This window comes from Paraburkholderia sp. JPY419, assembly GCF_050435705.1.
In the GTDB taxonomy this organism is placed as follows: Bacteria; Pseudomonadota; Gammaproteobacteria; order Burkholderiales; family Burkholderiaceae; genus Paraburkholderia; species Paraburkholderia youngii.
This window is the reverse complement of sequence record NZ_JBNDKV010000004.1, coordinates 2,123,420-2,150,046: the sequence shown is the minus strand read 5'-3', so window position 1 is coordinate 2,150,046 and position 26,627 is coordinate 2,123,420. Positions and strand designations below refer to the sequence as shown.

General features: G+C 62.2%; 26 protein-coding genes and 1 pseudogene. 22 read left to right on the top strand and 5 right to left on the bottom strand.

Features of this window, described 5'->3' with window-relative positions; genetic code table 11:
- Positions 1–20 precede the first annotated feature (20 nt).
- Positions 21–971, top strand: coding sequence for a LysR family transcriptional regulator (locus tag QFZ91_RS38280; protein WP_429570456.1), 951 nt, complete (start codon positions 21–23; stop codon positions 969–971).
- A gap of 64 nt (positions 972–1,035) precedes the next feature.
- Positions 1,036–1,440 (top strand): DUF3224 domain-containing protein, encoded by a 405-nt coding sequence (locus tag QFZ91_RS38275; RefSeq protein ID WP_429570455.1) that lies wholly within the window; start codon positions 1,036–1,038, stop codon positions 1,438–1,440.
- A gap of 105 nt (positions 1,441–1,545) precedes the next feature.
- Here QFZ91_RS38275 and QFZ91_RS38270 read toward each other — a convergent pair whose 3' ends face one another.
- Entirely contained in the window at positions 1,546–3,813 is a 2,268-nt protein-coding gene (locus QFZ91_RS38270) for a beta-glucosidase (RefSeq protein ID WP_429570454.1), read from the bottom strand.
- Between the two features lie 199 nt (positions 3,814–4,012).
- Here QFZ91_RS38270 and QFZ91_RS38265 point away from each other — a divergent pair, with 199 nt between their 5' ends.
- Entirely contained in the window at positions 4,013–5,032 is a 1,020-nt protein-coding gene (locus QFZ91_RS38265; protein ID WP_429570453.1) for a helix-turn-helix domain-containing protein, read from the top strand.
- Between the two features lie 7 nt (positions 5,033–5,039).
- On the top strand, positions 5,040–5,651 hold the full coding sequence (locus QFZ91_RS38260) for a hypothetical protein (RefSeq protein ID WP_368715550.1): 612 nt from the start codon (positions 5,040–5,042) through the stop codon (positions 5,649–5,651).
- Positions 5,652–5,662: 11 nt separating this feature from the next.
- Here QFZ91_RS38260 and QFZ91_RS38255 read toward each other — a convergent pair whose 3' ends face one another.
- Entirely contained in the window at positions 5,663–6,586 is a 924-nt protein-coding gene (locus QFZ91_RS38255; RefSeq protein WP_176120901.1) for a LysR family transcriptional regulator, read from the bottom strand.
- 369 nt (positions 6,587–6,955) lie between these two features.
- On the opposite strand from QFZ91_RS38255, the gene QFZ91_RS38250 reads away from it, so the two are divergent.
- The gene (locus QFZ91_RS38250; protein WP_429570452.1) at positions 6,956–7,291 is read left to right on the top strand and encodes a DUF4148 domain-containing protein; all 336 of its coding nucleotides are present in this window, start codon (positions 6,956–6,958) and stop codon (positions 7,289–7,291) included.
- Positions 7,292–7,580: 289 nt separating this feature from the next.
- Here the strand turns inward: QFZ91_RS38250 and QFZ91_RS38245 are convergent, their stop codons facing one another.
- The gene (locus QFZ91_RS38245; protein ID WP_429570451.1) at positions 7,581–7,880 is read right to left on the bottom strand and encodes a hypothetical protein; all 300 of its coding nucleotides are present in this window, start codon (positions 7,878–7,880) and stop codon (positions 7,581–7,583) included.
- Between the two features lie 451 nt (positions 7,881–8,331).
- On the opposite strand from QFZ91_RS38245, the gene QFZ91_RS38240 reads away from it, so the two are divergent.
- The gene (locus QFZ91_RS38240; protein ID WP_176378770.1) at positions 8,332–8,943 is read left to right on the top strand and encodes a hypothetical protein; all 612 of its coding nucleotides are present in this window, start codon (positions 8,332–8,334) and stop codon (positions 8,941–8,943) included.
- Between the two features lie 82 nt (positions 8,944–9,025).
- Here QFZ91_RS38240 and QFZ91_RS38235 read toward each other — a convergent pair.
- Positions 9,026–10,337 (bottom strand): annotated as a pseudogene (locus QFZ91_RS38235) (MFS transporter).
- Positions 10,338–10,515: 178 nt separating this feature from the next.
- Positions 10,516–11,610 (bottom strand): tartrate dehydrogenase, encoded by a 1,095-nt coding sequence (locus tag QFZ91_RS38230; RefSeq protein WP_429570450.1) that lies wholly within the window; start codon positions 11,608–11,610, stop codon positions 10,516–10,518.
- Positions 11,611–11,734: 124 nt separating this feature from the next.
- Here QFZ91_RS38230 and QFZ91_RS38225 point away from each other — a divergent pair, with 124 nt between their 5' ends.
- The 16 genes from QFZ91_RS38225 to QFZ91_RS38150 all read left to right on the top strand — a co-directional run bounded on the left by QFZ91_RS38225 (position 11,735) and on the right by QFZ91_RS38150 (position 26,503).
- A complete protein-coding gene (locus QFZ91_RS38225) occupies positions 11,735–12,661 on the top strand; it encodes a LysR family transcriptional regulator (protein WP_429570449.1) in 927 nt (308 codons plus the stop codon).
- Positions 12,662–13,026: 365 nt separating this feature from the next.
- Positions 13,027–13,383, top strand: coding sequence for an STY0301 family protein (locus tag QFZ91_RS38220; RefSeq protein ID WP_429570448.1), 357 nt, complete (start codon positions 13,027–13,029; stop codon positions 13,381–13,383).
- 518 nt (positions 13,384–13,901) lie between these two features.
- Entirely contained in the window at positions 13,902–14,333 is a 432-nt protein-coding gene (locus tag QFZ91_RS38215) for a hypothetical protein (protein ID WP_429570447.1), read from the top strand.
- Between the two features lie 350 nt (positions 14,334–14,683).
- Positions 14,684–15,982 carry a TAXI family TRAP transporter solute-binding subunit gene (locus QFZ91_RS38210; RefSeq protein ID WP_429570446.1) on the top strand — a complete coding sequence of 433 codons (1,299 nt, stop codon included), beginning with the start codon at positions 14,684–14,686 and terminating at the stop codon, positions 15,980–15,982.
- A gap of 236 nt (positions 15,983–16,218) precedes the next feature.
- The gene (locus tag QFZ91_RS38205) at positions 16,219–16,422 is read left to right on the top strand and encodes a DUF3562 domain-containing protein (protein WP_176107043.1); all 204 of its coding nucleotides are present in this window, start codon (positions 16,219–16,221) and stop codon (positions 16,420–16,422) included.
- A 142-nt stretch (positions 16,423–16,564) separates the two neighbouring features.
- Complete coding sequence (locus tag QFZ91_RS38200) at positions 16,565–17,026, top strand: N-acetyltransferase family protein (protein WP_429570445.1); 462 nt, start codon at positions 16,565–16,567, stop codon at positions 17,024–17,026.
- A 192-nt stretch (positions 17,027–17,218) separates the two neighbouring features.
- Positions 17,219–17,515, top strand: a complete 297-nt coding sequence (locus tag QFZ91_RS38195) for a hypothetical protein (protein ID WP_429570444.1) — start codon at positions 17,219–17,221, stop codon at positions 17,513–17,515.
- Between the two features lie 101 nt (positions 17,516–17,616).
- A complete protein-coding gene (locus QFZ91_RS38190; protein ID WP_429570443.1) occupies positions 17,617–19,329 on the top strand; it encodes an acid phosphatase in 1,713 nt (570 codons plus the stop codon).
- 217 nt (positions 19,330–19,546) lie between these two features.
- On the top strand, positions 19,547–19,906 hold the full coding sequence (locus QFZ91_RS38185) for a DUF3564 domain-containing protein (RefSeq protein ID WP_013092796.1): 360 nt from the start codon (positions 19,547–19,549) through the stop codon (positions 19,904–19,906).
- Between the two features lie 319 nt (positions 19,907–20,225).
- Positions 20,226–20,975 (top strand): DNA/RNA non-specific endonuclease, encoded by a 750-nt coding sequence (locus QFZ91_RS38180; RefSeq protein WP_429570442.1) that lies wholly within the window; start codon positions 20,226–20,228, stop codon positions 20,973–20,975.
- Positions 20,968–21,228: a hypothetical protein gene (locus tag QFZ91_RS38175; protein WP_176107048.1), complete on the top strand. Its 261-nt coding sequence runs from the start codon at positions 20,968–20,970 to the stop codon at positions 21,226–21,228. Before QFZ91_RS38180 ends, QFZ91_RS38175 begins: the two co-directional genes overlap by 8 nt.
- Positions 21,229–21,538: 310 nt before the next feature.
- Positions 21,539–22,654 carry a SpoIIE family protein phosphatase gene (locus QFZ91_RS38170; protein ID WP_429570441.1) on the top strand — a complete coding sequence of 372 codons (1,116 nt, stop codon included), beginning with the start codon at positions 21,539–21,541 and terminating at the stop codon, positions 22,652–22,654.
- 12 nt (positions 22,655–22,666) lie between these two features.
- Complete coding sequence (locus tag QFZ91_RS38165) at positions 22,667–23,230, top strand: SiaB family protein kinase (protein ID WP_176107050.1); 564 nt, start codon at positions 22,667–22,669, stop codon at positions 23,228–23,230.
- 19 nt (positions 23,231–23,249) lie between these two features.
- Positions 23,250–23,645 carry a DUF1987 domain-containing protein gene (locus QFZ91_RS38160; protein WP_176107051.1) on the top strand — a complete coding sequence of 132 codons (396 nt, stop codon included), beginning with the start codon at positions 23,250–23,252 and terminating at the stop codon, positions 23,643–23,645.
- Position 23,646: 1 nt separating this feature from the next.
- On the top strand, positions 23,647–24,372 hold the full coding sequence (locus tag QFZ91_RS38155) for a GGDEF domain-containing protein (RefSeq protein ID WP_368595638.1): 726 nt from the start codon (positions 23,647–23,649) through the stop codon (positions 24,370–24,372).
- Between the two features lie 136 nt (positions 24,373–24,508).
- On the top strand, positions 24,509–26,503 hold the full coding sequence (locus QFZ91_RS38150) for a putative bifunctional diguanylate cyclase/phosphodiesterase (RefSeq protein ID WP_429570440.1): 1,995 nt from the start codon (positions 24,509–24,511) through the stop codon (positions 26,501–26,503).
- Positions 26,504–26,627 lie beyond the last annotated feature (124 nt).

The following is a 26,627-nucleotide window of genomic DNA, read 5'->3' as shown; positions in this document are numbered from 1 at the left end:
CATTCAAATCGTTTAATGTCATGGCCAACATCATTGAAAATGATTTTCGGCGCTTCGACCTGAACCTGTTGCTGACCTTGCGCGCGCTGCTGGAAGAGCGCAGCGTCACGCGTGCCGCGCAGCGGCTGTTTCTTGGCCAACCGGCCGTCAGCGGCGCACTGAAACGCTTGCGCGAGACCTTCGGCGACGAGCTGTTCGTGCGCACGCCGCAAGGGATGACGCCGACGCCGCGCGCGCTCGAACTCGCGCGGCAGATCGAGCCATTCCTGCAATCGCTGCATCAGGCGCTCACGCAGCCGTCCGTGTTCGATCCGGCCCGCGCGCAGCGGGTGTTCCGCATCGGCCTCAGCGATTCGCTCGAACTGCTGCTGATGCCGGAGATCATGGCGCGCCTCGCCGTCGCAGCGCCCGGCGTGAAGCTGATCGCACGCTCCACCGATTCGACGCGCGCCGCCGCGATGCTCGACGATGCCGCGATCGAACTCGCAGTCGGCGTGTTCCGCGAGTGCGTGCCGTGGCAGCGACTCATGCCGCTGTTTTCATGGCGCTTCGTGAGCGTCTACAACCCGCAACTCGTCAAGTCGCGTCGCAAGCATCTGTCGATGGACGAATTTCTGCGCCACCGCCACGTGCTGACTTCGTTCAGCGCCGAGCTGCGCGGCTTCATCGATGAACGACTGGAGCTGCAGGGACTGAAGCGCGAGGTCGTGTTTTCGAGTTCGAACTTCGCGACCAGTCCGTTCATCGTGCAACGCACGGCGGCGATCGCGACCGTGCCGGAGTTCATCGGCCGCGTCTGGCGCGATACGCTCGGTCTCGCGCTCAGCCCGTTGCCATTCGAAGTGCCGGGCTACGAGGTTTCGTTGATGTGGGCCGCGGCGCACGATCAGGACCCAGCGTTGGCGTGGTTGAAGCGCGAGTTCGCGGATGCGTTCGGCACGGCTGACAGCACGGCGCGTGCGGCTGATTGACAGCGACGTGTGCTACGTTTCGGAAACGTCACGTTTCGCCCGTTCAAGCCAGGAGGAAATCCCGATGACTCAGCACATCGCAAAAGGCACCTTCATCGTCTCCCTTCAACCGATGCCGTTCGAAAACGCGGAGGCCGAATCGAAGCTAGGCCGCATGTCGATCGACAAGCAGATCTCCGGCGATCTCGCTGCAACCACGCAAGGGCAAATGCTGAGCGCGATGACGAACGTCAAAGGGTCGGCCGGCTATGTCGCGCTCGAACTTGTCACGGGCACGCTGGCGGGCAAGCAGGGCACGTTCGTGCTGCAGCATATCGGCGTGATGAATCGCGGTGCTGCGTCGCTGGCGGTGACGGTCGTGCCCGATTCGGGCACGGGCGAGCTGAGCGGCATTGAAGGCGAGTTCAAGATCGACATCGTCGATGGCGCGCATTCGTACGAGTTCGCTTATCGGCTGCCCGGCGGTTGACGTGCCGAACCCGGAACGGCCACGACACGAGCAAGCCGGGCAGGCAGGACACGGAGTGAGACTCCGTACCCTGCTGCCCGGCTTTCTGGTTCAACACCTCGGCGCTCAATGCCCCGCGATCGTCAGCGATGCCGTCAACGCATTCGGATCGCGCGAAGAAGCCCCCGCGATCATTTGATAGACGCCGCCGTTCAGCTTCCACACGTGATTGGTCGCGTCCCACGTCGACAGCAGCTTCGGCGCAATCGTTACGCTGATCTGCTGCGACTGCCCCGCCTGCAACGCGACCTTTTGCCAGCCGACCAGGCGCTTCGGGGGTTCGCCCAGACCGCTCGGCAACGCGGCATAAACTTCGGCGATTTCCGCGCCCGCGCGCGAGCCCGTATTCTTGACGGCAAAGGTCACAGTCACATTGCCACTGGCATCCACTTGCGCGTTGAGGCCCGAGTAGCTGTAGCTGGTATAGGACAGCCCATAACCGAACGGGAACAGCGGCGCGATCTGCTTGCCGTCATACCAGCGGTACCCCATGAAGAGCCCTTCGCTGTAGTTGACGGTCGTGTCGGTGGCCGAGATCGTCGGCTGCGGCAGATCCGCGTCCTGCATCGGGAACGTGATCGGCAATTTGCCGGATGGATTCACGGCGCCGAACAGCAGATCGGCAATCGCCTGGCCGCCCTGCACGCCCGGATACCAGGCTTCGAGCACGCCATGCACGTTGCCGAGCCACGGCATCAGGACCGGGCTGCCGTTTTCGAGCACGACGATCACGCGCTTCGCTTGCGCCGCGACCGCGGTGATCAACGCGTTCTGATCGTAACTCTGGTTATAACTGTCGGTCGCATTGCTCGGCAGGCTCAAACTTGGCAGATCCGCGCCTTCGCTTTCCCATTGCGTCGCGAACACGATCGCCACGTCCGCCTTCGCGGCCGCGGTGGCCGCCGCCGCCGCGTTCGTGCCGTCGACGAAGGTCACGCTCGCGTTCGGCGCCTTCGCCTGAATCGCGGCTAGCGGTGCCGACTTGTACCACGTCGCGCAGGTGCTCAACAGCGGCGACGGCGACACGCAGCCGGATACCGCGTTGCCCGCGGCCGCCGGCACGGCGCCCGAGCCGCCGCCCGACAGCACGCCCGCATCCGCGTGACCGCCGATCACCACGATCGACGACAATCCCGCCGCATTCAGCGGCAGCACCGGCTGCGAATCACCGCTCGCCACCGCGTTTTTCAACAACACCGACGACTGCTGCGCGACCTGCAACGCAAGCGCGTTGCCCGCGGCTTGATCGACGCTGCCGCCGGTGGTCGGCGGCGAATCGAAGACGCCATAGCGGATCATCGTGCGAAGCTTGCGCTGAACCATGTCGTTGAGTCGCGACATGGGCACGCTGCCGGCATTGACCGCGCTCGTCAGCGCGGTGTTGAAATACGACGTCAGCGTGAAGCCTGGAATCGACGCTCCGCCGCCGAGATCGCCGGGCTCTTCTTCATCGAGGCCGGCCAGCGCCGACGCGACGGTACTGTGCGTGGCGGTCCAGTCCGATTGCACGACGCCCTTGAAGCCCCACTCGTTCTTCAGCACGGTGGTAAGCAGATACGGGTTTTCGCATGCATACACGCCGTTCACCAGGTTGTACGAACACATCACGTTGCCGGGCGTGCCCTGCGTGACGCCGAGTTCGAAGGCGAGCAGCTCGGTCTCGCGCATCGTGCGTTCGTCGACGACCGAGTTGCTCGTCATGCGGTTCGTTTCCTGATCGTTCATCGCGTAGTGCTTGATCGTCGCGATGACGTTCTGCGCCTGCGTGCCGATCGTGCGCGCGGCGCTCAGCGTGCCGGTCAGTACCGGGTCCTCGCCCATGTACTCGAAGGTGCGGCCATTGCGTGGTTCGCGCGCCAGATTGACGCCGCCGCCGAGACCTTCGCCATAACCGAGCACGCGCAGCTCCGTCGCGATACGCGCGCCGTACTCGTTCGCGAGCGCCGGGTCCCAGCTTGCCGCGAGCGCCACCGGCGCGGGCAGCGCCGTCGCATTCGACTTGACGACATTGACGCCGCCCGCCGAATCGGCCATTGCAAGGCCCGGAATGCCAAGCCGCGCGATGCCCGGAATGTAGCCTGCTCCGTTGACGCCGGCCGGATACGGACCGCCGAGTCCCGCGTTGGGGATGCCGACACCGTGCACGAGCTGGATCTTTTCGGCGGTCGTCATTTGCTGGACCAGCGCGGCGGCACGCGCATCGGCGCGTGCATCGGGATCGCTCGGCAACGGCGGGTCACTGAGGCTGCTGCCATTGCCGCAGGCGGCGAGTACCACCGCGACACCGCAGGCGATGGCGCTTGCGGCAAAAGGTATCGTCAGCTTGCTTCTCATCGTCTCGCTCCGGGTTGTCGTTGTCGGTCATGTGATTTGCATTGCATAACGTTGTCGTCCTGTTACGCTTAGCGCTCGCGGTAATGCGCCGAAAGAAATTCTAGGGATGCGCTCAAAGCGCGCTTGACCGATGGGTGCAGCACTTGACCGATGAAGAGTCAGGAAAACCCGCAGACAGGTTTCGACCGGAGGAGGCACAGTGGATTTGCGTCAGAAGTCCGTATCAGCGCGCATCTATCGAGGATTGCTCGACGCGGCGGAGCGTGAGGGTCTCGATCGCACCAAAGTGGCTCACGATATCGGCATCGCGGAGGCCGACCTCGCCGCGGCGGATGCGCGAGTCCCGGGCGACAAGCATGTCGCAATGCTCCAGCTCGCGGAACGCTGCCTGATGCGCGGCGCGCCCGAGGGCGACGTGCTCGATGGTCTGCTGTATTTCCCGGAGCTCGCGGGCGTGCTCTGCAATAGTCCGACGCTGCGCGATGCATTGCGTAATTACGTCGCGTACCGCGACCTTATCGGTAATGTCGACTGGCTCATCATGCAGGAGGATGGCGACGAAGTCGCATTCGAATACGTGACGGAAGGCGAAGGGCGCAACGCCTCGAGCGCGCTCGGCAACTTCACGCTGATCGCGCGCGTGGCCAGGCTCTACGACGCGCGCCTGCGCGTGCGCGACGCGGGCATCACCGATGCGCGGCTCGGTGCGCTCGGGGCGCTGTGCGGGACGTTGGGCGTGCGCGTTCAACTCGATCAGGCGTGCAATCGGATGGTGTTGCAGTCGTCGGCGCTGGATCGCGCGTTCGAGGTCTACAACGCGCCGCTTTCGAAAATTCATATGCATGCCGCGCATGGCATCTTGCAGCGGATTCGCGAGCAGGGCCGCTTTTCTCCGACGGTCGAGCGATGTCTGCGTGACGTGCTGCGCGAGCAGGCGGATGCGATCGATCCCAAGAGCCTGCAGACGATCGTCTGCGAGCGGCTGTCGCTGACGCGCTGGACCTTGCAACGCAAGCTCGCCGCGGAGCGCAAAACCTTCACCGAGGTGCTGACGCAAACGCGCATCGACGAAGCGCGTGCGCTGCTCGCGCATACGCCGATGCCGATCAGCGAGATCAGCGAGCGGGTCGGCTTTGCATCGACGACAGCGTTTACGCGGTTCTTTACGCGCGCATGTGGAGCACCGCCGGCACGATATCGAGGACAGTGCCGGGTGTGATCCTCCTATGATGCGCATCTTTCAGGACATGACCCGACTGTTCGGCGTCATGGGGGCGATCGTTTCGCTGATCGCGTTTCTGCCTTATGGATTTGCGATCTGGCGCGGCACCGTACGTCCGCATCTGTTCACGTGGCTGGTCTGGTCGGTCGTCACGGCGATTGCGGCGGTCGGGCAATTCGTCGCCGGTGCGGGCCCTTCGGCGTGGTCTACGGCGGCGATCGCGGCCACCTGCTTCTTTGTTCTCGTCGCGAGCGTCTTTCGGGGTGAGCGGCGGCGGACCGCTTTCGATTGGCTTTGCCTCGTCGCTGCGTTGTCGGCTATTCCGCTCTGGATACTCACCAATGATCCGACTTGGTCGATCTGTCTTGTCACGCTGATCGAACTCGTCGGCCTCGGGCCGACGGTGCGCAAGACCATTCTTGATCCGTGGAGTGAGAGTCTTTTGTACTTTGCGCTATGCGTTCTTAAATACGCGCTCGCGATTCTTGCGCTGCCGAAATGGAGTGTGGCCGTGGCGTTTTATCCGGTCGTGAATATCGTGGCGTCCATCGGGGTCTGTTCGTTGATGGTGGTGCGCAGGCGGCAGGTGGGGGCCTATTGCGCGCGGTCGCAGTGAATCAACCCGATTCATCTTTGCGCGCCGCCCCCAAACATCGTCATGCGCTGCAAGATCCACGCGAGCAGTTCGTGCGCGGCCGCGACGAGCGGCCGCCCGGATTTCACCAGCACGCGCGCCTTCGTGCCTAAAAACAGCGCGTGGTCGATCGGCACGGTCACCAGCTCGCCAGCCTGAATCTCGCGCGAGGCCGCGAACTCTCCGATCAGCGTCGCAAAGTTTTCATCGGCGACAAACCGCTTGAGTGCCGTTAGCGAATTGGTGGTGAGCGTCGCGCGGATCTCAACGTGTTCGACGAACGCGAGCATCGTTGCGAGGTGGCCGATGCCGAAGGTGCTCGGCATCAACGCCAGCGGCCACGCGAGCAGATCGTCGATCGTGGCGGGCTTGCCGCGCCGCGCGAGAGGATGGTCGCGGCGCACCAGCAACACCACGGGCTGCGCGGAACTCGCGCGATATTCGACGCGCGGATGCGGCGGCGGATTGAACGCGAGCCCGATATGGGCGCGGCTTTCCGCAACTGCGTCGAGCACGTCGTCGACCGGCAGCACGGTGAGGCCGATATCGACCTTCGGGTATTGCACACAGAACGGCGTGATGACCTCGGCAATCAGCGCATCCACGTAACCCTCGCTGACGGCCAGATCGACGCGGCCTTGCTGCAAGCCGCGCAACGCGTGCAGCTGATCCTCGAACTTCTCCTGCTGCGCGCGATAGCCGCGCCAGAACTCCAGCAGATGCGCGGCGGCTTCGGTGGGCCGGACGCCGCGCGCCTGGCGCTCGAACAGTTGCACGCCCAGTTCGTCTTCGAGCAGCTTGATCTGCCGCGTGATCACCGAGGGCGAGGTGTTGAGGCTGTCCGCGGCGCCGCGGATCGTGCCGTGCCCGAGCACCTCATGGAAATAGCGCAGCCGCTGCTGATTGATTTCGCGCATCACATCCTCGTTAGCCTTTGGCTCCGTTGCTCCGTGAGGAACGATATGTGAACTTTGTTGCTCCTGCTAGCAAGGATTGCCCTGGTCAGGATGGTCTTGAGCACGCGCTTCCTCGACCCGCCGAACTCGCGGCCAGTAACGGTGCGCGGTGATTTCGACGAGTTTCGTATCGTTATGTATCCACCGGGCTGACCGACAAACACCGTTGCAAAAGTCGGGGTTCGCGGAAACAGGCGGGATACATGAGGGGGTTCAAATACGTCCATGCCAGTCGGCGGTGCCGCAAAGCAAAGCGGACGTCGACGCGACTGGATGCACGGGCCACGCAACCGTGGTCTGAACCAACTCAATTGCTCTCAGGTGGATACCATGAAACTCGTCAAGTCGCTGATCGTTGCCGCTGCTGTCGCTGTCCCCCTCGTTTCGTTCGCGCAGTCCAACGCGCCGGTTACGCGTGCCCAGGTTCGCGCGGAACTGGTCCAACTCGAAAAGGCGGGTTACAACCCGGCTGCGGATTACAACACCTATCCGCAGGATATCCAGGCCGCCGAGGCACGCGTGAGCGCGCTGAACGGCGCGGCGGCGTCGGCATATGGCGGGACGGCGAACGGGTCGTCGGCGGCCGGAGCTGGCGCGGTTAAGGTCCCGGCTCTGTCGCAGCAACAGGACGTTGCCGGCCTCGCCTCGGTCTACGCGCATCATTGATGTTTGGCGAGCGCTGACCATGTGGGCAGCGGCAATGGAAGACGGCCCGCTTCGAGCGGGCCGTTGCGCATGCACCATCTAGTCGCTTCGACGATGTTCACCCCGCCGCAAACCTCTCTATCCTTTTCACCTGCCTCGGCAAAACGATATACATCCCCCACGCCACGACAAGAATCGCGCGCAGCGCATCCGCGGCATGCGTTTCGGCTTCTGGCGCGCGGTGTCGCTCGGGCTCACGACGTATCTCTGGTCGGTGCCTGCAAGCCTCGCGATTGCCGATGTCGGAATTTCATTGCCCGGTCAGCCCCTGACGCCACGCGCACGACCACCACACATACAGACGCCGCCCGAAACTGATCGCGCGCCCGACGCTGAGCATCGCGCCTCGATCCCTCAGCGCCGCAAAGCACACCAGCACGACGAACAGCACCGCAGCGAAAACCAGCGCATGAGGACTCCAGATGAACGCGCCCACACTGTGTTGCACCGAGGCCGCAGCTGAAGCCGACGACGACGTCGAAAAGTTCTGCAGGTGGTGGGCGATATAGTCCGCGGGATCGAGCGCCCGCGACGAATCGTGCGTTGCCATCTCGTCTCCGTATGTCGCGAATCACGGTGCAACTCATCACGTGCTTCATAGGCGGCACGCGGCGTCACCGCGATTCGCAGCGCGCGATCTGATTGTGCCTTCCTTTTGTCCGATATTCATCAGGTCGCCGCAAATAGCGTGGATTACACTGGTTTTCGCTATGCGACTTTGAAGCGTGGCCGACCCACGAAGTCACCATTGCGCGGCCTTTCGTGCATCCCTTCCGCACGTATCCGCCGACACCGGGCGAAACACGACTGCTTGGTGAAAGCCTTTCGCAATTCAACACCTTGGCCCACGCCTGGTCCTTCAAACGACAGCGACCAGGCATCGCTTCGGCCATTTCATATCGACTATTTTCGTTTGATTGATCCAGGCCCCGATCCCGGCAGCCGAAGGACTGTTGCACGCCGCGATTTCATGCGCCTGATTTGCTAACAAGGAGATGAAGATGAAGACCCAGCATATAAGCGTTTGGTCGGCGGTAGCCGTTGCAATTCTGTCGCTGAGCGGCACCGCGCAGGCCGGCGGCAGGGGTGATGGTGACGGTGATGGCGACGGTGGTGGTCGCGGGGGCCTTTGCTCCAAGGCAACGCTAAAGGGACCCTATGGGTTCATCGGTCACGGAGAGATTCTTGGATTGCTCGATTCGACGAACACGCTGCATCCGTTCACGAGCCCGTTGATTTACGATGACGTCGCGCTGGTGACGTTCGACGGCAGCGGTGGTTTCACACGCACTGACGTTGGGAACATCAACGGCGTGCCGAAAGCCGGCTCGACTACCTTCAATCCTCACCAGACCGGCACCTATACGGTGAACTCCGATTGCACCGGAACGATGTCGGTCCGCTACATTACCGGAGGACCTGTGGCGGCTGGCGTCGAGACTGACCTGAACATCGTGATCACTTCGGACGGGACGCAGATCGAATCCGTGGTCTATCGGGCGAGTGTCCCGACAGCCTCGTCGACTCCCGACTACAGCTGTCCGATGAATTGCGTGCAAGGTGTGCAGGAACACTTTGAAGGGAAGAAGGTTCTGGTCTACGGGTTCCGGTAGTCGAGCGCTAACGCATCGGATGGAGTTCACGTTCGCCGCCGGCCTTTCAGCCGGCGTCGCTCCCGTATCATCGATGTTTCGCTCAGTGACCTTGCCGCTCGCCCACCGCGACCGGCGCATGCCTGGTCTGGCGGCTCAGCATCAGCGTCACGACCGCCGACACCGCCAACGTCGCGCCGACCACATAAAGCCCCGCCGTATAGCCACCCGTCACGTTCTTGAGCCAGCCGATCGCAAACGGCCCGACGAAGCCGCCGAGGTTGCCGATCGAGTTGATCATCGCAATTCCCGCGGCCGCCCCGGCGCCCGACAGGAACATGCTCGGCATCGCCCACAGCGGCGCCTTCGCGGCGCTGATGCCGACGTTCACGACGACGAGCGCAAGCACGATCATCAACGCGGTACTCGCATTGCCGGCGAACACGAAGCCGACGCACGCAAGCGCGCACGGAATCACGACGTGCCATGTACGTTCGTCGGTACGATCCGAGTGCTTCGCCCATAGCACCATCGCGATCACCGCGAGCACGCTCGGCACACCGGCAAGCAGCCCGGTTTCGAACGTGCCGAAACCATATTGACGGATGATCAGCGGCGCCCACAAGCCGAGCGTATAAAGTCCCGCCGAGGTGCCGAAGTAGATCAGCGCGAGCGCGAGCACGCGCGGATCGCGCAACGCGCTGAGTGCGCCGGCCGTGTGGCCCGCATGCGCGTGCCGCGCGTCGGCTTCGAGCTTCAGCTTCGCGATCAGCCAGTCGCGCTCCTCGGGCTGCAGCCACTCGGCTTGCGCGGGCTTGTCAGTTAGATACTTGAGCACGCAGAAGCCGAGGATGATCGCCGGCAAGGCTTCGAGTATGTAGAGCATCTGCCAGTCGGCGAGTCCGGCGATCGGCGGCAGTTTCATGATGGCGCCGGAAATCGGCGAGCCGATCGCGGTCGAAATCGGCGCGGCGGCCATGAACCACGCCGCCGCGACCGCGCGTTGCCGGGTCGGAAACCACAGGCTCAGATACAGGATGATGCCGGGAAAGAAGCCCGCTTCCGCGACGCCGAGAATGAAGCGCAGCGCGTAGAAGCTGTTCGGCCCGACGACGAACGCGGACGCGAGCGACACGATCCCCCACGACACCATCACGCGAGCAATCCAGCGGCGCGCGCCGACCTTGTGCAGGATCAGGTTCGACGGCACTTCGAACAGAAAGTAGCCGATAAAGAAGAGCCCGCCGCCGAGGCCGAACGCGGTCGGCGAAAAGACCGATCGCCTTGTTCATCGACAACGCGGCGAAGCCCACATTCACGCGATCGAGAAAGCTCACGAAGTACAACAGCATGACGAATGGGATGATCCGCAGCATCAGCTTGCGGGACACCCGGCTTTCGAGTTCCGAAGTCATTGTCTCCTCCTCTTGCGCGCGGCAGTGGACCGCGCGCGAGCCTCGCGCCGGCCGACGTTGGGCCGAGCTAGTCGAGTCAAGGTTGGGTGCCGGCCACGTGGTGGCCGGGGCGTAGACCGTGCGCCTGGGTGGCGCGCGGTTCCCGCTTGGTGCCGCTCAATTCAAGCGAAGCCGGCGTTCAAGCCGCGTTCTCCGCGGGCGTCGCCGCCTGCTCGATGAACGCGCATACGGCCGCCGTCACCTGCGCGGTCGTGGCCGTGCCGCCGAGGTCGCGGGTATGCAGCGACTTGTTCGCGGTGACCGCTTCGACGGCCTGCATCACACGCCTGGCCGCGTCGAATTCGCCGAGGTGTTCGAGCAGCATCACGACCGACCAGAACGTGCCGACCGGATTCGCGAGCCCCTTGCCCATGATGTCGAACGCCGAGCCGTGGATCGGCTCGAACATCGACGGATAGCGGCGCTCCGGATCGATGTTGCCGGTCGGCGCGATGCCGAGGCTGCCCGCGAGCGCGGCTGCGAGGTCGCTGAGAATATCGGCGTGCAGATTGGTAGCGACGATCGTGTCGAGCGTGGCGGGACGGTTGACCATGCGCGCGGTCGCCGCGTCGACGAGTTCCTTGTCCCACGTGACGTCCGGAAACTCCCTGGAGATTTCGAGCGCGATTTCGTCCCACATCACCATCGCGTGACGCTGCGCGTTGCTCTTCGTGATCACGGTCAACAGCTTGCGCGGACGCGACTGCGCGAGCCGGAACGCGAAGCGCATGATGCGCTCGACGCCGGCGCGCGTCATGATCGACACGTCGGTCGCGGCTTCGATCGGATGGCCCTGATGCACGCGGCCACCAACACCCGAGTATTCCCCCTCCGAGTTTTCGCGAACGATGACCCAGTTCAGGTCCTCGGGCTTGCAGTACTTCAGCGGCGCGTCGATGCCGGGCAAGATGCGTGTCGGGCGCACGTTCGCGTATTGATCGAAGCCCTGGCAGATCTTCAGACGCAGACCCCACAGCGTGACGTGGTCGGGAATGTCCTTGTCGCCCGCCGAGCCGAACAGGATCGCATCCTTGTTGCGGATCGCATCTAGCCCGTTGGCCGGCATCATCAGGCCGTGCTGGCGATAGTAGTCGCCGCCCCAATCGAAGTTCTCGAACTCGAACGCGAAGGCGCGCGTGGTCTTCGCGAGCGCTTCGAGCACCTGCGCGCCGGCCGGCACGACCTCCTTGCCGATGCCGTCGCCGGGAATGGTTGCGATGCGATAGGTCTTCATGTCTGCGTCCTGTGCTTGGTGAATGGCGTGAGTGGACTCTAGCGCGATCGCCTGGATAAAAACCGGTGCTAAACTCAAAGCATCTTTAACTTGCATTCACAAATGCGAAGGCGTGGAAAAGACGATGCGCGACACCGTGCAGCCAGCGGATCTGAGCTTTTTCTCGACGCTCGCCGCGAACGGCAGTCTCAGCGCGGCCGCCCGCGAACTGGGGCTGACCGCGGCCGCCGTCAGCAAGCGCCTCACGCAGATGGAACAGCGCGCGGGCGTCGCGCTCGTGAACCGCACGACGCGCCGCATGATGCTGACGCCCGAAGGCGAGCTATACCTCGAACGCGCGCGGCGGATTCTCGACGAGATCGACGAGCTGGCCGAACTGCTCGGCTCGGCGAAGAAGACACCGAAGGGTTTGCTGCGCGTAAACGCGACGCTCGGCTTCGGGCGCAGCCATATCGGACCGGCGATTTCGCGCTTCGTCGCGCGGTATCCGCAGGTGTCGGTTCAACTGCAGTTGTCGGTCACGCCCCCGCCGCTCACCGACGACAGCTTCGACGTCTGCATCCGCTTCGGCGAGCCGCCCGATACGCGCGTAGTCGCACGCCGGCTTGCGCCGAACCGGCGTCTGCTGTGCGCGGCGCCGTCATATCTCGCGGCGCACGGCACGCCGCTCACGGCGCACGATCTGACGCGCCACAACTGCATCGGCATTCGGCAGGGAGACGAAGCGTATGGCGTGTGGCGGCTGACGTCGGGACGCGGCGCCGCGCGCAAGACCGAGGCGGTGCACATCAAGGGAACGCTGACCACCAACGACGGCGAGATCGCCGTCAAATGGGCGCTCGAAGGACACGGCATCCTGATGCGCGCGGAATGGGACATCCGGCAGTATCTGGCGGAGGGGTCGCTGGTTCAGTTGCTGCCTGATCACGACACGCCGAATGCGGACATCTTCGCGGTGTATTCGCCGCGGCATCAGATGTCGAATCGGATTCGGGCGTTTGTCGAGTTTATTGCGCGGGAGTTGGGGGGTGAGGTGGGGGTGGTTGGGTAGTGCTGCGGAGCGGGTGATTCGGGGTAGAGCTACTCGACACATTGCGACACATTGATCGGGAGGCTGTTTCTTCCTCGCTAGATGTTGAATCACAATCTGGACGGCATTCTCAGCGAATCGCCATTATCTGAAAATCGAGTATTGCTTGTTTTTGCGCGATTGCCTCGATAGTGTGTGCGTTAAGTCCGGTCCCATCTACTGACAGAGGAAGCACTGTGGATATCACGCGAACAGAACGAGCCGCGCGGCAATTTATTGGCAATTACTGGATCGAACCGCTGTGATCGACCAGTGGAACGGACATAGCAAACAGACCTTCCATCGGCGTACCATCCATTTCCGTCGCGGCGTCGGCACGGCTGTTAATGGTGGTAGCCGATACCATGTTGTCGAATAAGGCGCTTTTCCTGGCAGCTTGCCTCGCGGCAACAAGTGCTGCGTGTGCATTGCCAGTGCGGCTCCAGTGCCCGAGCGTGCTTTCTACAGCAGGGCAACACCATGTCCTGGATAACGCATCTCTGTTTGATGGCCCTCCAGAGCAGAAGGCGGACCTTATTCCCGTGGCCGGCAAAACATCGGATCATTGGGATTTAACGGGCGTCGATCCCTATCTGGTCTGCCGCTACCATCGCACTGAAAGCACCCTCGAGATTCATGCTGTTGGAAGTCAGACCTGCGAAGCCACGAGCAGCCCCTTCACTGTTCACTGCACCTCACGTTAGGTGGAATGGTAGTGGAATTTGTCTAGTTTTCTCAAAGCCCACAAAATAAGGAATGCGCTAAATGTCGAAGTTGATATTCAATGGGTCCAGCCATCAAATCTCACTTGTTGACTCAACTGGCAACACAGTTGGGACGTGGCCGGCGTATAACAACGTTGATAGGCACGCCACGATTCGACACCTCAGGAACAGGATTTACAGCGTTCAAGCCCAGGTCACCCCACATCCACATGCGGCATCGGTGAATGGGCCGTACGGGATGCACGGCATCATTCGCTTCAACGTGCCCGGCCATCCTGGGATTGGCGTACATTCGGGGCGAGCTAACGCCCGACATTTACCAGGTTCCCAGCACCCAACGATGGGCTGCATCCGTACATCGGACGATGCGATGAGTACCATCAGCAACCTAATGCGCCGAGACGCTTTGACAACGGTCGAGGTAACCAACAATAACTTGGCTATGGCTCATGCTGCATCTCACCGAAACCGCGGCATAAATCTGCAGGGACGCCCTCATGGATAACCGCAAAATGGCGGCGCTGCTTGTAGCTGCTGCTATTGCTGCTTGGATGCCGTTGGCGTACGGCAAAATTTGCACGGAAAAAGATTCTGTTGCCGCGGACGCGATGGTGGATCACCTCGATAGCTGGGCTCAGGTAAATAGCGCATTCAGCAAGTATGGACAATGCGACGATGGCGGGATTGCTGAAGGCTATTCTGAGGCAATCGCGCGATTGCTGATTGACCACTGGAAAGCGTTATCAGAACTTGATAAACAAATTAAGCTCAATCCGCCGCTAGAATCGTTCGTGCGACGTCACATTAACTCAACACTTGATACTGACGACCTTGCAAAAATCATTACGCTTTCTACGAGATCTTGTCCCAAAGGCATAAGTCCACTGTGTAAAGCATTGGCCAATGCCGCGTCGCAGGCCGAACAGTAACCGCTGCGACGGCTACGCGTGCGTGCATACGTGCTGCGCCTTGCTAATGGGATCGAAGGTGCCTCCAACACCGCAACTCCCTCTGACTGAATGAACGACGCGCTTGTTCGCACGCCGGAGCGGCCCGTACGACTGGAATCTGTAGCACGAAAATCGTGATCCCCACAGTCTGTAACAGACCCGCATCTTTTCACTGCACATCACTGGCTATCGAATAAAACTCCCCGATATCGTAAAGTTGAGGAACCAAACCCCGATCCCACTCCTTTACTCACCAAGGCCGGACCTGACCAAACCGGGTAACGATGCCGAGACCAGACCCCGCGCCGTACCGCAGCCCGAGAACCCCGATGACACGGCGGCGCCGGCGTCTTCTGATCATCGGCGCGATCGTGCTGGTCGCCGCGTTCGGCTGGATGCTCGCGCTGATTCTCGAGCCCGCGTTCCAGCGCACGATCGTCATCACCTCCGGCGCAGACGGCGGCATTTACCGCGGCTTTGCCGATCGCTACGCGCCGCTGCTCAAGCGCGAAGGCATCAAGCTCGACATCCGCAGCTCGTCGGGCTCGGTCGAAAACTACCAGCGCCTCGCTGACCCGGACAGCGCCTATCAGGTCGGCTTCATCCAGTCGGGCACGACCAGTCCGAAAGACACGGACAATCTGCAAACCATCGCCGCCGTGTCGTACGAGCCGATCTGGGTGTTCTATCGCGGCGACGCGACGATTGACCGGCTGTCGCAACTGCGCGGCAAGCGCATTTCGATAGGCGTGCCGGGCAGCGGGCTGCTCAACGTCTCCCAGGTGCTGCTCGGCTACAGCGGCGTCACGAGCCAGAACTCGACGCTGCTGCAGATGGACGCGAACGCCGCATACGAAGGGCTCGAAAGCGGTCAGATCGACGCGGCGTTCTTCATCGGCCGGCCCGACGCCGACATGCAGCACGCGCTGCTGACCAGCAACCTGAAGCTGATGAGCTTCGCGCAGGCTGATGCACTGGCGCAAAAATTCCCGTCGCTGTCGAAGATCGTATTGCCGCGTGCCTCGACGAGCGTCGCCGACGATCTGCCGCGCAGCGACGTCACGCTGCTCGCGGCGACGGCGCTGCTGGTGTCGAAGGACACGCTGCATCCGGCGCTCGTCTATCTGCTGCTCGACGCCGCGCGCACGGTGCACGGCGGCGAGGACTACTTCACGCCGCTCGGCACGTTCCCGAACCTGAACACTGAAGAATTCCCGATCTCCGACGAAAGCGTGCGCTACTTCAAATCGGGCCGGCCGTTTCTGTATCGCTACCTGCCGTTCTGGCTCGCGAGTCTGATCGAGCGACGGCTGCTGATTCTGGTGCCGTTCCTTGCGCTGCTGATCGGCCTCGCCCAGGCGCTGCCGAGCATGCTCGAAGCGCGTATGAAGAAACGCCTGTTCGTGTGGTACCGCGCGATCAAGGCGCTCGAGGACGAAGTATGGAAGAATGCCGAGCCGACTCGCGCGCAAATCGCGCAATGGAGTGACGAGATTGAAAACATCGACGCGAACGCTAGCCAGATCCGGATTCCGTACCGCTACTTTCAGGACGTTTACGCGCTGAAGCAGGCGATCGGCGTCGTGCGCGACCGGATCGCGCACGTAGCGCAGAAGATGGAGAAGTAGAGACGCCGCTGCTTACCCCTGCGCGTTTCCCGGGTATTCACCACCGCCGTACCGGTTGATTTTCCGCGCGCCCTCGCCGCAGGGTCGCTTGCCGCAGCGCAAGAAGAAAATCTCTGTGAAATCGGTCGGACGATAGGCCGATTTAATTGGCGTGCTCGCGAATCGCATCCTGTAATGGACTCCTGCCGTGCGCGTACCGTCCATCCAGTCCGCCGCACACTAACCGGAGACCGTCCATGTCGCAGCCCGAGCCGAATGTAGACGAAATAGTCCGCAGCATCGCCGAAGAAACCGACACGCCGACCGAAACGGTGTCCCGCATGTACGCCGATACGCTCGCCGAATTCCGGAGCGAGGCGCGCGTGTTCGACTACGTGCCGCTGTTCGCCGCGAAGAAGGTCCGCAACGAGCTTCGCCAGAAGCATCCTCGCAAGCACTGACTCGCTGCAGGCGGTGATGCATCGGCTCACCGCACTGCCGCAAGCGTCGTGGCTCCAGATTTGTCGTTCATGGTGGAGCTAACAATCACGTCGCAAATTTTCTATGCTGGCGGTTCCACAGCTTTCCACAGGAGCCGCCCACATGTCCGCCCCGCTGCAGATTCGCGCCGTCACCCGCGACGATTTCGATGCATGGCTGCCGCTATGGGACGCCTACAACGCGTTTTATGGCCGCTCGGGCGAGACCGCGTTGCCGCGCGAGATCACGAAAATCACCTGGAATCGCTTTTTCGATGGCTACGAGCCGATGCATGCGTTCGTCGCCGAACGCGCCGGGCAATTGCAGGGCATCGTGCATTTTCTGTATCACCGCCATACGACGATGGCGGGACCGATCTGCTATCTGCAGGATCTATACACGCTCGATAGCGAGCGCGGCAAGGGTGTCGGCTGTGCGCTGATCGAGGCCGTCTATGCGCGGGCAAAAGCCGACGGCGCGCAACGCGTCTACTGGCAGACGCACGAGACGAACCACACCGCGATGCAGCTCTATGACAAGGTCGCGGACAAGTCCGGCTTCGTGGTTTATCGGAAAACGCTTTGACGCCTGATCGCGGCTCAGCGGATGCGTGCCGAGCCCGGTCGCGTCGCGCTATGCGGTTCATCCGATTCAATTCAGGACGATAGCGCGAAGCATGCGGCGATTCGGCCACGCGGTGCTATGCTTTGATCCGGTCCGGCGGCGCGGTGTGTCCCAGCCGCGCGCTCGCGCCGCCCAAGCGTAGGAGGCCACGTCATGCCCAACGCGATCCAGATTCAGGTTGCCGACTCGCATCTTTATCCGGGCTGCGCGGTGCGCATCGCCGAACTTCCCGAACCGGCCGGCGCGCCGAACTTCGCCGAGGCGCGCGTCGAGTTCGCGGATGGCTCCGGCGCGCACGCCACCTATCATCGGCGCGCGCATGACGAACTCGAATTGACCGTCGACCGGTACGCGACGCAAAAGCGTCATCCGATCGACGCACGGCACTGGCTACTATTGGCTGTCGATGCCACGCATCACAGCTGGCGCGTGAAGCGTCGGCTGCCGTAAAGCCGCGAGGCCTGCCGGCCTCGGCGGACCCATAACCGGTGTCGCGCGCGCCGCCTCCAGCGGCGCCGAAGCGACCGTCACGTCTCCTTCGGAACTCACCGATGACCGACCACGATCCTCACCTGCCGCCGAAACTGGACAACCCCGATTCAATCGACAACACCAACGACGCCCCCGACGATCCCGAACGTCGGCGCGTCCTGACCGGTCTCGCGGCAGTCGGCCTCGGCCTCGCGCTGCCCGGCTGCAAAACGGGCGAGGCACTCGCGGGCAACGGCCCGCCGCGCGGCGCCGCCGACTTGCGGCTCGACGCTGCGCTGCACGATCAGGTGAAGAACATCGTGGTGATTTACGCGGAGAACCGCAGCTTCGCGAACCTGTACGGCAACTACCCGGGTGTCCAGCATCCGCTCGACGCGGTCACCGCCGAGCAGTACGTCCAACTCGACCGCGATGGCAAGACGCCGCTGCCGCGGCTGCCGGCGATCTGGGGCGGGCTCGTGCCGCAGGCGCAGGAAGTGGACGGCAAGCGCTACATGATTGGCGAAAAGGATCTCGATCATCTGCGCAACCGGCCGTTTCAGATCGTCGATGCGCACGGCGCGCCGCTGCCGACCGGCGTGATCACCCGCGATCTGATCCATCGCTTCTATCAGAACCAGATGCAAATCAACGCGGGGCGCAACAACCAGTTCGCCGCGTGGGGCGATTCGGGCGGCCTTGTGATGGGGCACTACCGCAATTCCGCTGACTCACTGCGTCTCTGGAATCTGGCGCAGCAGTACACGCTGTGCGACAACTTCTTCATGGCCGCTTTCGGCGGTTCGTGGCTGAATCACATCTTCCTGATCTCGGCGCAGGCGCCGTACTACCCGGACATCCACAACAGCCCGGCGAGGAAGATGGTGTCGGTCGTGGAAGGCGACGATCCGACCGGCACCCGTTTGAAGCTCGCGCCCAATTCGCCCGCGTCGGCGCTCGACGGTCCGCCAAAGTTCGTCAATGACGGCGCTTTCACCGCCGACGGCTACGCAGTCAACACGATGGCTCCGCCGTATCAGCCGAGCAGCGTGCGTCCGGCCGAAGGCGGCGACCCGGCATTTGCTGATCCGTCGGACCCGCGCGTGATGCCGCCGCAGAATTACGCGACGATCGGCGACCGGCTGACCGCAAAGGGCATCGACTGGGCGTGGTACAGCGGCGCATGGCAATTCGCGCTCGATCATCGCGATACGGGATCGATGCCCGACTTTCAGTATCACCATCAGCCGTTTAACTACTTCGCCAATTACGCGCCGGGCACGGCCGCGCGCCGCCGCTATCTGCGCGACGGCGGGATGGGCAACGACGCGTCCACCAATCGCCTGATCGCCGACATCGACGCGGGACGTTTGCCGACCGTCACGTTCTACAAACCGCAGGGCGACCTGAACATGCACGCGGGCTATGCCGACGTCGCCTCGGGCGACCGTCACATCGCGACGCTGATCGAGCATATTCAGCGCGGGCCACAATGGCAGAACACTGTCGTGATCGTCACCGTCGACGAGAACGGCGGGTGGTGGGACCACGTCGCGCCGCCGATCGGGGATCGCTGGGGGCCGGGTTCGCGCGTTCCCGCGCTGGTGATCTCGCCGCTCGCGAAGAAGGGTTACGTCGATCACACGGTGTACGACACGAACTCAATTCTGCGTTTCATTAGTCGTGTGCATGGACTCGCTCCGCTCGATGGCGTGGTCGCGCGCGACAAGGCATTCGCCAGCAACGGACTCGCGCCGCTCGGCGATCTGACCGCTTCGCTCGATCTAGCTTGAACGCCTGTCTGCTGCGTTGATTTGCCGCGGCGCGCGATGTGCATGTGGTCGTTACAGCATGCATATCGCGTACGCCGCGCGGCGTTGAGCATGCACCATACCTTCCCCCACGGTTTGGCGAATTATTTTTCCATTCGCAAATCATGCCTTTGTCTTGCATAAAGCGCCGCGCCGCCTAGACTGGTAAAGCCCTTCGCAAATTATGAACGGAACTGCTATGCGACTGACCATCCTGATCAACGGTTCCGATCCCACCGTAAGCCATGATTACGCTGTGCTCTGGCTCGATACTGATGAACATCGGTGGTCGAGAGAAGCGCATCAAGGGATCGACTTGCCCCCCTGGGGTGAACTGCGCGACGAGAACGGCGTGACTACGCTGTGCGCACCGAGCGCCGACGCGCCGCTCTGTACGTTGCGCGGTCTGCACGTCGATCGCAAGGAACGAGTGAGCGCCGCGCAAGGCGCCGCAGCATGGACCGCGCTGCGAACCCGCAAGGCGACTAGCGGCTTCTGGCGTTTGCAGGCGGTGGATCGTCAAAAAACTCGCGCTGAAAACAGCGTGTTCGGTAATTAATCTCCGGCGCGCTTCGCCGCGCTCTCTTTTCCGGTCGAAACTTCCGGCTCGTTGTGCGAGCACTGCTCGGGCGCGTAGATCTGTTCGTGCGCAAACGAACATAACGTACCGCGAGAACGCAGATCTTAAGACCTTCTTAAGATTGCGTGAGTAGAGTCGGAAGTCCACGCATTCGGGTCGCTGCAAAGCGGCCCACTTTTTTGTGCGGCGCACGCCGCCTCTTCTGTTTCCCATCCCCTTTCTTTGATTCGCTTGGTGCGGTCGCTCGATGCGGGCCGCGACGCTATACTTGCGTCCCCTTTCATCGAACCACCGACACATGAAGAAGTGGCTTGCCTGTCTGTTCCTCGCCGTCGCCGCTCATGCGGGCGCGGCGCCCTCCTGCACCAGTTTCACGCCGAATGCGCAATGGCCCATCCTCACCAATCAGAAGATGGCGCCCAAAACGCGCATGCTTTGTTATAGCGATTTCGCGGTGCTGCATTCGGGTATCACGCACGGTCCGCTGTGGTCGGCCGAGCATCTGACACGCGAGCACATCGAAGAAGCGAAGGACATGGTGCGTACCAACAAGTTCTTCGAAGACTCGCGTCTGCCCGAAGGCGAAGGCGCGACCCTCGCCGACTACAAACGCAGCGGCTTCGATCGCGGCCATATGAGTCCGGCGGGCAATCGCTGGAACAATGAGGCGATGGCGCAATCGTTCTCGCTCGCGAACATCGTGCCGCAAGACCGTCAGAACAACCAACGATTGTGGGCACGCATCGAAACCGCGGTGCGTAAGATCGCACTAGCCTACGACGACACATACGTCGTCACCGGACCGCTGTTCACGGGACAGCAATTGCAGACGATCGGACCGACGCGCGTGTTCGTGCCGACCCAGTTGTACAAGGTCGTCTATGTGCCGTCGCGTCAACTGGCATTCGCAGTCGTGGTTGATAATGTAGCGACCAACCGCTACGACATGCGCACGATTCACGAGCTCGAAGCAATGTCGGGCATCCGCTTTCCGGGCATTCCGGATAACCTGAAGGACCAGCGGCCAGGAGGACTAAAAGGTGTTTAAGCCCTATTCGAACGATGACGACGTGCTCAACATTCAGGGCGATGCGCTCACGCTCAGCAACGGCACGACGCGTGTCGTGCTGAACGGCACGCTCGAATTGACGCGCGATCAACGCGGCCTGAAGGCGGCGCTTGCGCTGAAGGAAGCGCTCGATGCAATCGTCGCGAGTCTTCAGGCGCAGAAGGATTTGCCGGCGAAGGTGCAGGACGAGCCGGATGCCAAGCCGGGTGTCGTGCAGAATCCGTTTGAATAACCGGACCCGTTGGCGTTGCATTTGCGCAACCTCGCAGCCCGCAAGTTTTACTGATGTCGGTCACGCAAACCTTTGCGTGACCACTCGTTTTCTAATCTCGCGCCAATCGAGAGGATCGCCTCCGCTCTGTCACATAAAGTACATGGAGAAACCTTAGCGTGCGAGGTTTCCTCATACATCGACTGGCGTCGCCATGCATCCAGCGTTCTCGAGATTTCGCCGTTCTTCCGCACAGGGGAATCCGCGCACAGCCGGAGACTTGTGCCACGAAGTTCCATCCGTAGACGTTGAAGACCCCAACTCCGTGGTCATGGAGATCTTCTCCGCGCGTCGCGACATGCAGAGCCTCGCTGTCATCAATGACCACCGTCCCATCGGCCTGATCAACCGCGATATCTTCATGTCGCAGATGAGCAAGCCGTTCCATCGCGAGCTTTACGACAAGAAGAGTTGCATCGCGTTCATGGACAAGGACCCGCTCATCGTCGATGCCGACGTGAGCATCGAAGCGCTGACGTTCAGGACCGTCGAGGCCGGAGAAAAAGCACTGGTCGATGGTTTCATCGTGACGCGCGACGGACTCTTCTCAGGTCTCGGCAGTGGTCTGCAACTGATCAGCGCGGTCGCGGAAATGCAGGCGGAGAAGAACCGCCAGATCATGCAGAGTATCGAGTACGCCAGCGTGATCCAGCGCGCCATGTTGCGCGCTTCCAGCGAGACGCTGTCCATGAAGCTGCGCGACGCGGCGATGGTCTGGGAACCTCGCGACGTAGTCGGCGGCGACTTCTATCATTTCGCGGCCTTTCCGACCGGCTGGTTCGGCGCTGTTGCCGATTGCACCGGACATGGCGTTCCCGGCGCGTTCATGACCTTGCTTGCTTCGGCGTCGTTGTCGAAGGCGCTCGAACAGATCGGGCCGCGCGACCCCGCCGCGCTGCTGGCGGCCGTCAATCGCAACGTCAAGGCCTTGCTGGGGCAAGTGAACTGTGCCGACGAAGGAACCCAATCCAACGACGGCCTGGACACGGCACTCTTCTGGTTCGATGCGACGGAGAGCATGCTGCGTTTTGCCGGCGCGAGGATCGCGCTGCACATCCTGTCACCCGATGCCGCGGAGTTCGAAACGATCAGCGCCGACCGCATGGGCGTCGGTTACGTGGACAGTCGCGCCGACTATGCGTGGAGCTTGCGCTCGATTCCGGTCACGGCGGGTAGCCTGCTGTTCATCTATACCGACGGCCTCGCCGATCAGATCGGCGGTCCGCGCAATATTTCTTTCGGCCGGCGCCGCGCGCTCGACCTGATCCTCGAAAACCGCGCCGAAACCCCAGCGACGATTTGCGAGCGCGTCCGGCTCGCGCTCGCGGAATGGCAAGGCAATCAACCGCGCCGTGACGACGTCACGCTTTTCTGTGCCCGCATTTAGTGAATTCCCAGAATGTCTCAACTACTAGAACAAGACAGCGCCTTTTTCGAACTCGCGCAGCGGCGCAATGTACTCTTCTATCACAAGGGCTACTTCTCCCATAACATCGTCGCGTCGATGGGCGAAGTCGTGAAACTGCAACTCGAAGTCGCCGGCGTCAGCGGTCCGACCCGCCGCAAACTCTTCTCGTCTTTTATCGAGCTGGCACAGAACATCGTTCATTACTCGTCGAACGCGCTGGAGCCAGGCGGCGAAGGGACGGGCGCGATTCGCGAGGGCGCGGTGTGCATCTCCAGGCACGGCGAGCATCACGTGATGTTGTGCGTCAATCCCATCGCGACCGCCGAGGTCGAGGGCCTGCGCAACAGGCTGGAGCCTCTGCGCAGCATGTCGCTCGAAGAAATCAAGCAGGCGTACAAGGTGACATTGCGCGCCGACGCGCCGAAGGACAGCAAGGGCGCCGGCCTTGGCTTCCTGACGATGGCGCGCGATGCGAGCGCGCCGCTTGAATTCGCTTTTCATCCGCGTGCCGACGAACCCGGCACCACGCTGTTTTGCCTCATGGCCATCATCTGAGCAGGAAGGCACAAGAACAATGGAAAACCTACACATCCCCGCGACGACGACGTCGCCCGAAGTCGACTTTCGCTTCGACCAACACGCGTTGTCGATCAAGGGTGAGTCCTACCCGGAAAACGCAGCCGCTTTTTACGCGCCGATCATCGAGCAGATGCGCAAGTACCTCGCAGCGAACACCGGGGCCGAAATCACCATCGACGTCGCGTTGACGTACTTCAACAGCTCGAGCACCAAGATGCTGTTCAGCATCTTCGACGCGCTCGATCAGGCGGCGGAATCGGGAAGCCGCGTGTCGATGAACTGGTATCGCGACGAGGAAGACGAGACCATTGCCGAATTCGGGGAAGAACTGAAGGCCGATTTCCGCGCGATCGAGTTCACCGATCGCCCCATCGCGCAGCAAGGAAAATAAGGTGCGTTCGACCTCTTCCCGTGACGTGTCCTCGGGCGGCGCACCCGATCTGTTCCAGAACGAGAGCACGGCGCTGGCAAAGGCCCGCGCGATGCACTCGATCATCGATGCGGATGCCGCGGAGTATCGCCAGTCGCTGGGCGAACTGATCGAGCACTTCCAGCGCCTGATGCGCGAAACCCGGCGCCTGATCGGCCGCAGCGACCGGGCAGAACGCGAGATGCAGGTGCTGGCTCAGCAGTTGGCGTATCGCGCCTCGCACGACGCGTTGACGGGCGTACTGAACCGCAGCGCCGTGATCGAGCGGACCACCAAGGTCTTGCGCACCAACAGCGCGGTGATGATCATCCTCGACATCGACGAATTCAAGCGGATCAACGACGACTACGGCCACCCCACTGGAGACGCGGTCATTTCGGGGGTCGTCGATTGTCTGCGCGGAATCGTCGGGGAACAAGGCTTCATCGGGCGAGTGGGCGGTGAGGAGTTCACGGTGCTGCTGCCCGGTCATGAACCAGCCAGTGGCGCCATTCTTGCCGAGCGCATGCGAGAAGCCATCAGTGACTCGCTGGTCGTTCCGCCGGTCGAGCGCCGCATCACGGCCAGCTTTGGCGTCAGCATCAACGCAGTCGGAACCTGTTTCGACACCGCATACGGTCTCGCCGATGCGGCTCTGTACCGCGCCAAGCGAAGCGGTCGCAACCGCGTGGAATTTGCCGATCGATAGGCGGATAAGCAGAGCCATAGCGCGCCATTACCGGGTAGATCCCCAGCGCCCTAAGGCAAGTCATGCAGCCACCTGAACATTCACTATCCGGGCGGGCCGGTTTTCGCCCGCGCCGGGTTGACGGAAAGGAAGCGCCTTGGGACAGGAAGCAACGCGCAAAGCCGGTACTGTCATAGCCGTGCTTGCCATTCTCGCTGTCATTGCGACGAGTACCTTCCTCGCAATCCGCCAGAGCAGCGAGCAGGACAGTTCGCTTCGGACGATCCAGGCTTCCGGTCGCTTGCGCCACGACCTCGACCAGGTTCAGCATGTCATGCTCGATGAGCATGCGACGCTCTACACCTCCATAGCCACGGTGCCGCTATACAACCGCGCGGCCTATAGCTTTCCGATGCTGGAACTGCTCGCGTTGACGCGCGACGCGCGCGAGAGCTGCAGCGAGAATCAGGAATGCATATCGCGGCTGTCGGACCTGGACGACATGATCGGCAGACTCAGCGAGCAGAGCTTCGGTCTTGCGCGCATGATCGCGGAGCATCCCGGCAGCGTGGCAGTGGGCGACCCCAGACTCGAGGAAATCGACGCCTATTTCTACAGCGTCCTCGAACGGGTAGTCGACGTACGACTCGCGGCCGATGCCAAGGTCGCTTCAGTCGTCAGCAAATCCTCGCTGGACGTGAAGTGGTTTACGCGCATGCTGTTGGGCTGCGGCGTCGCTTCGGCCTTGTTGCTGCTTTCGCTGATTCACTGGAACGGCCGCATTGGAGCGCATCTTCGCCGCTCGCTCAAAAGACTCGAGCATCAAGCCAGATACGATGCCCTGACCGAGCTGCCGAACCGGGTGCTGCTCGGCGAACATCTTTCGGCGTCGCTGGCGCGCGCGGCAGCGACAGGTCAGAACGTTTCCGTCCTGTTCCTCGATCTCGACCGGTTTAAGGACGTCAACGATTCGCTCGGACACCGCATCGGCGATTTGCTGCTGCAAGCCGTGGCGCGAAGGCTTCAGCGCCTGCTGCGCGCGACGGATTTCGTCGCGCGCTACGGGGGCGATGAATTCGTCATCGTCGCGGAACGAGCCGACGCGACGCAACTCACCGAAATGCTGGACTCGCTGATTCATGAGATGAGCGAGCCGTATGGCATCGGCGAGCACGAGCTTTATCTCGAAGCAAGCATCGGCGTCAGTACGTTTCCACAAGACGGCGCGAAGCCGGAATTGCTCACGCGCAATGCCGATGCCGCGCTGTACGTGGCGAAATCGCGCGGGCGAAACGGCTATCAATTCTACGAGCCGGAGTTGAGCCGGGCGGCCGCCGAGAAGTTGCGGCTCACGACGCGACTGCGACGCGCGGCGAAAGCCCATGAGTTGTATCTGGCGTATCAGCCGCAGATCGACATGAAAACCGGATGCATCGTCGGTGCGGAGGCGCTGTTGCGGTGGCACGACGACGAACTCGGTGAGGTGTCGCCGGCCGTCTTCATCCCGCTTGCCGAAGAAACCGGTCTGATTCAGAGCATCGGCACCTGGGTATTGCGGCAGGCGTGCCTGCAGGCGAGCGCGTGGGTGCACTCGGGGCTTCCCCCGGTGCGCATCTCGGTCAATGTTTCGCCACTTCAACTCGAACGGGCGGATCTCCCCGGCGTGGTGCGCTCGGCACTCGAGGACGCCAACTGGCCCGCCGAACTGTTGGAACTCGAGGTCACCGAGGGCACGCTGATGCGCAACGCGGAAGAAGCGCAACGGGCTTTTCGCGAGCTGCGCGAACTCGGTGTTTCCATCGCTATCGACGACTTCGGCACTGGTTATTCGAGCCTCAGCTATCTGAAACGCTTTAGCGTCGATCGCATCAAGATCGATCGCGCCTTCGTTTGCGAAATCGGCAGAGACAAGGAGCTCGAAGCGCTGTCGCTTGCGATCATCGCGATTGCTGAAACGCTGAGCTTCGATGTGGTCGCGGAAGGGGTCGAGCTCGAGGTCCAGCGCGAGTTTCTGGTCCGCCACGGATGCACGGTGGCCCAGGGTTTCCTGTTTAGCCCGGCGGTCTCGCCGGAGGCTTTAGCGCAGTTGCTCGGCAAGACCGCGGTCGCGTCTTCATTGAGCGTGGCGACTTTCCGTGGATTCGCTTTGTGAGCCGCAAGATGTATCCGCGCTGACGCACTACTTACGTTTTGTCACCAGCGCAGCGTCAACTCCTGTATTCCGCCCTACGTTAAACCGGCAGCGCTGAAATAATTCAGCCGCGACAAACGAATCC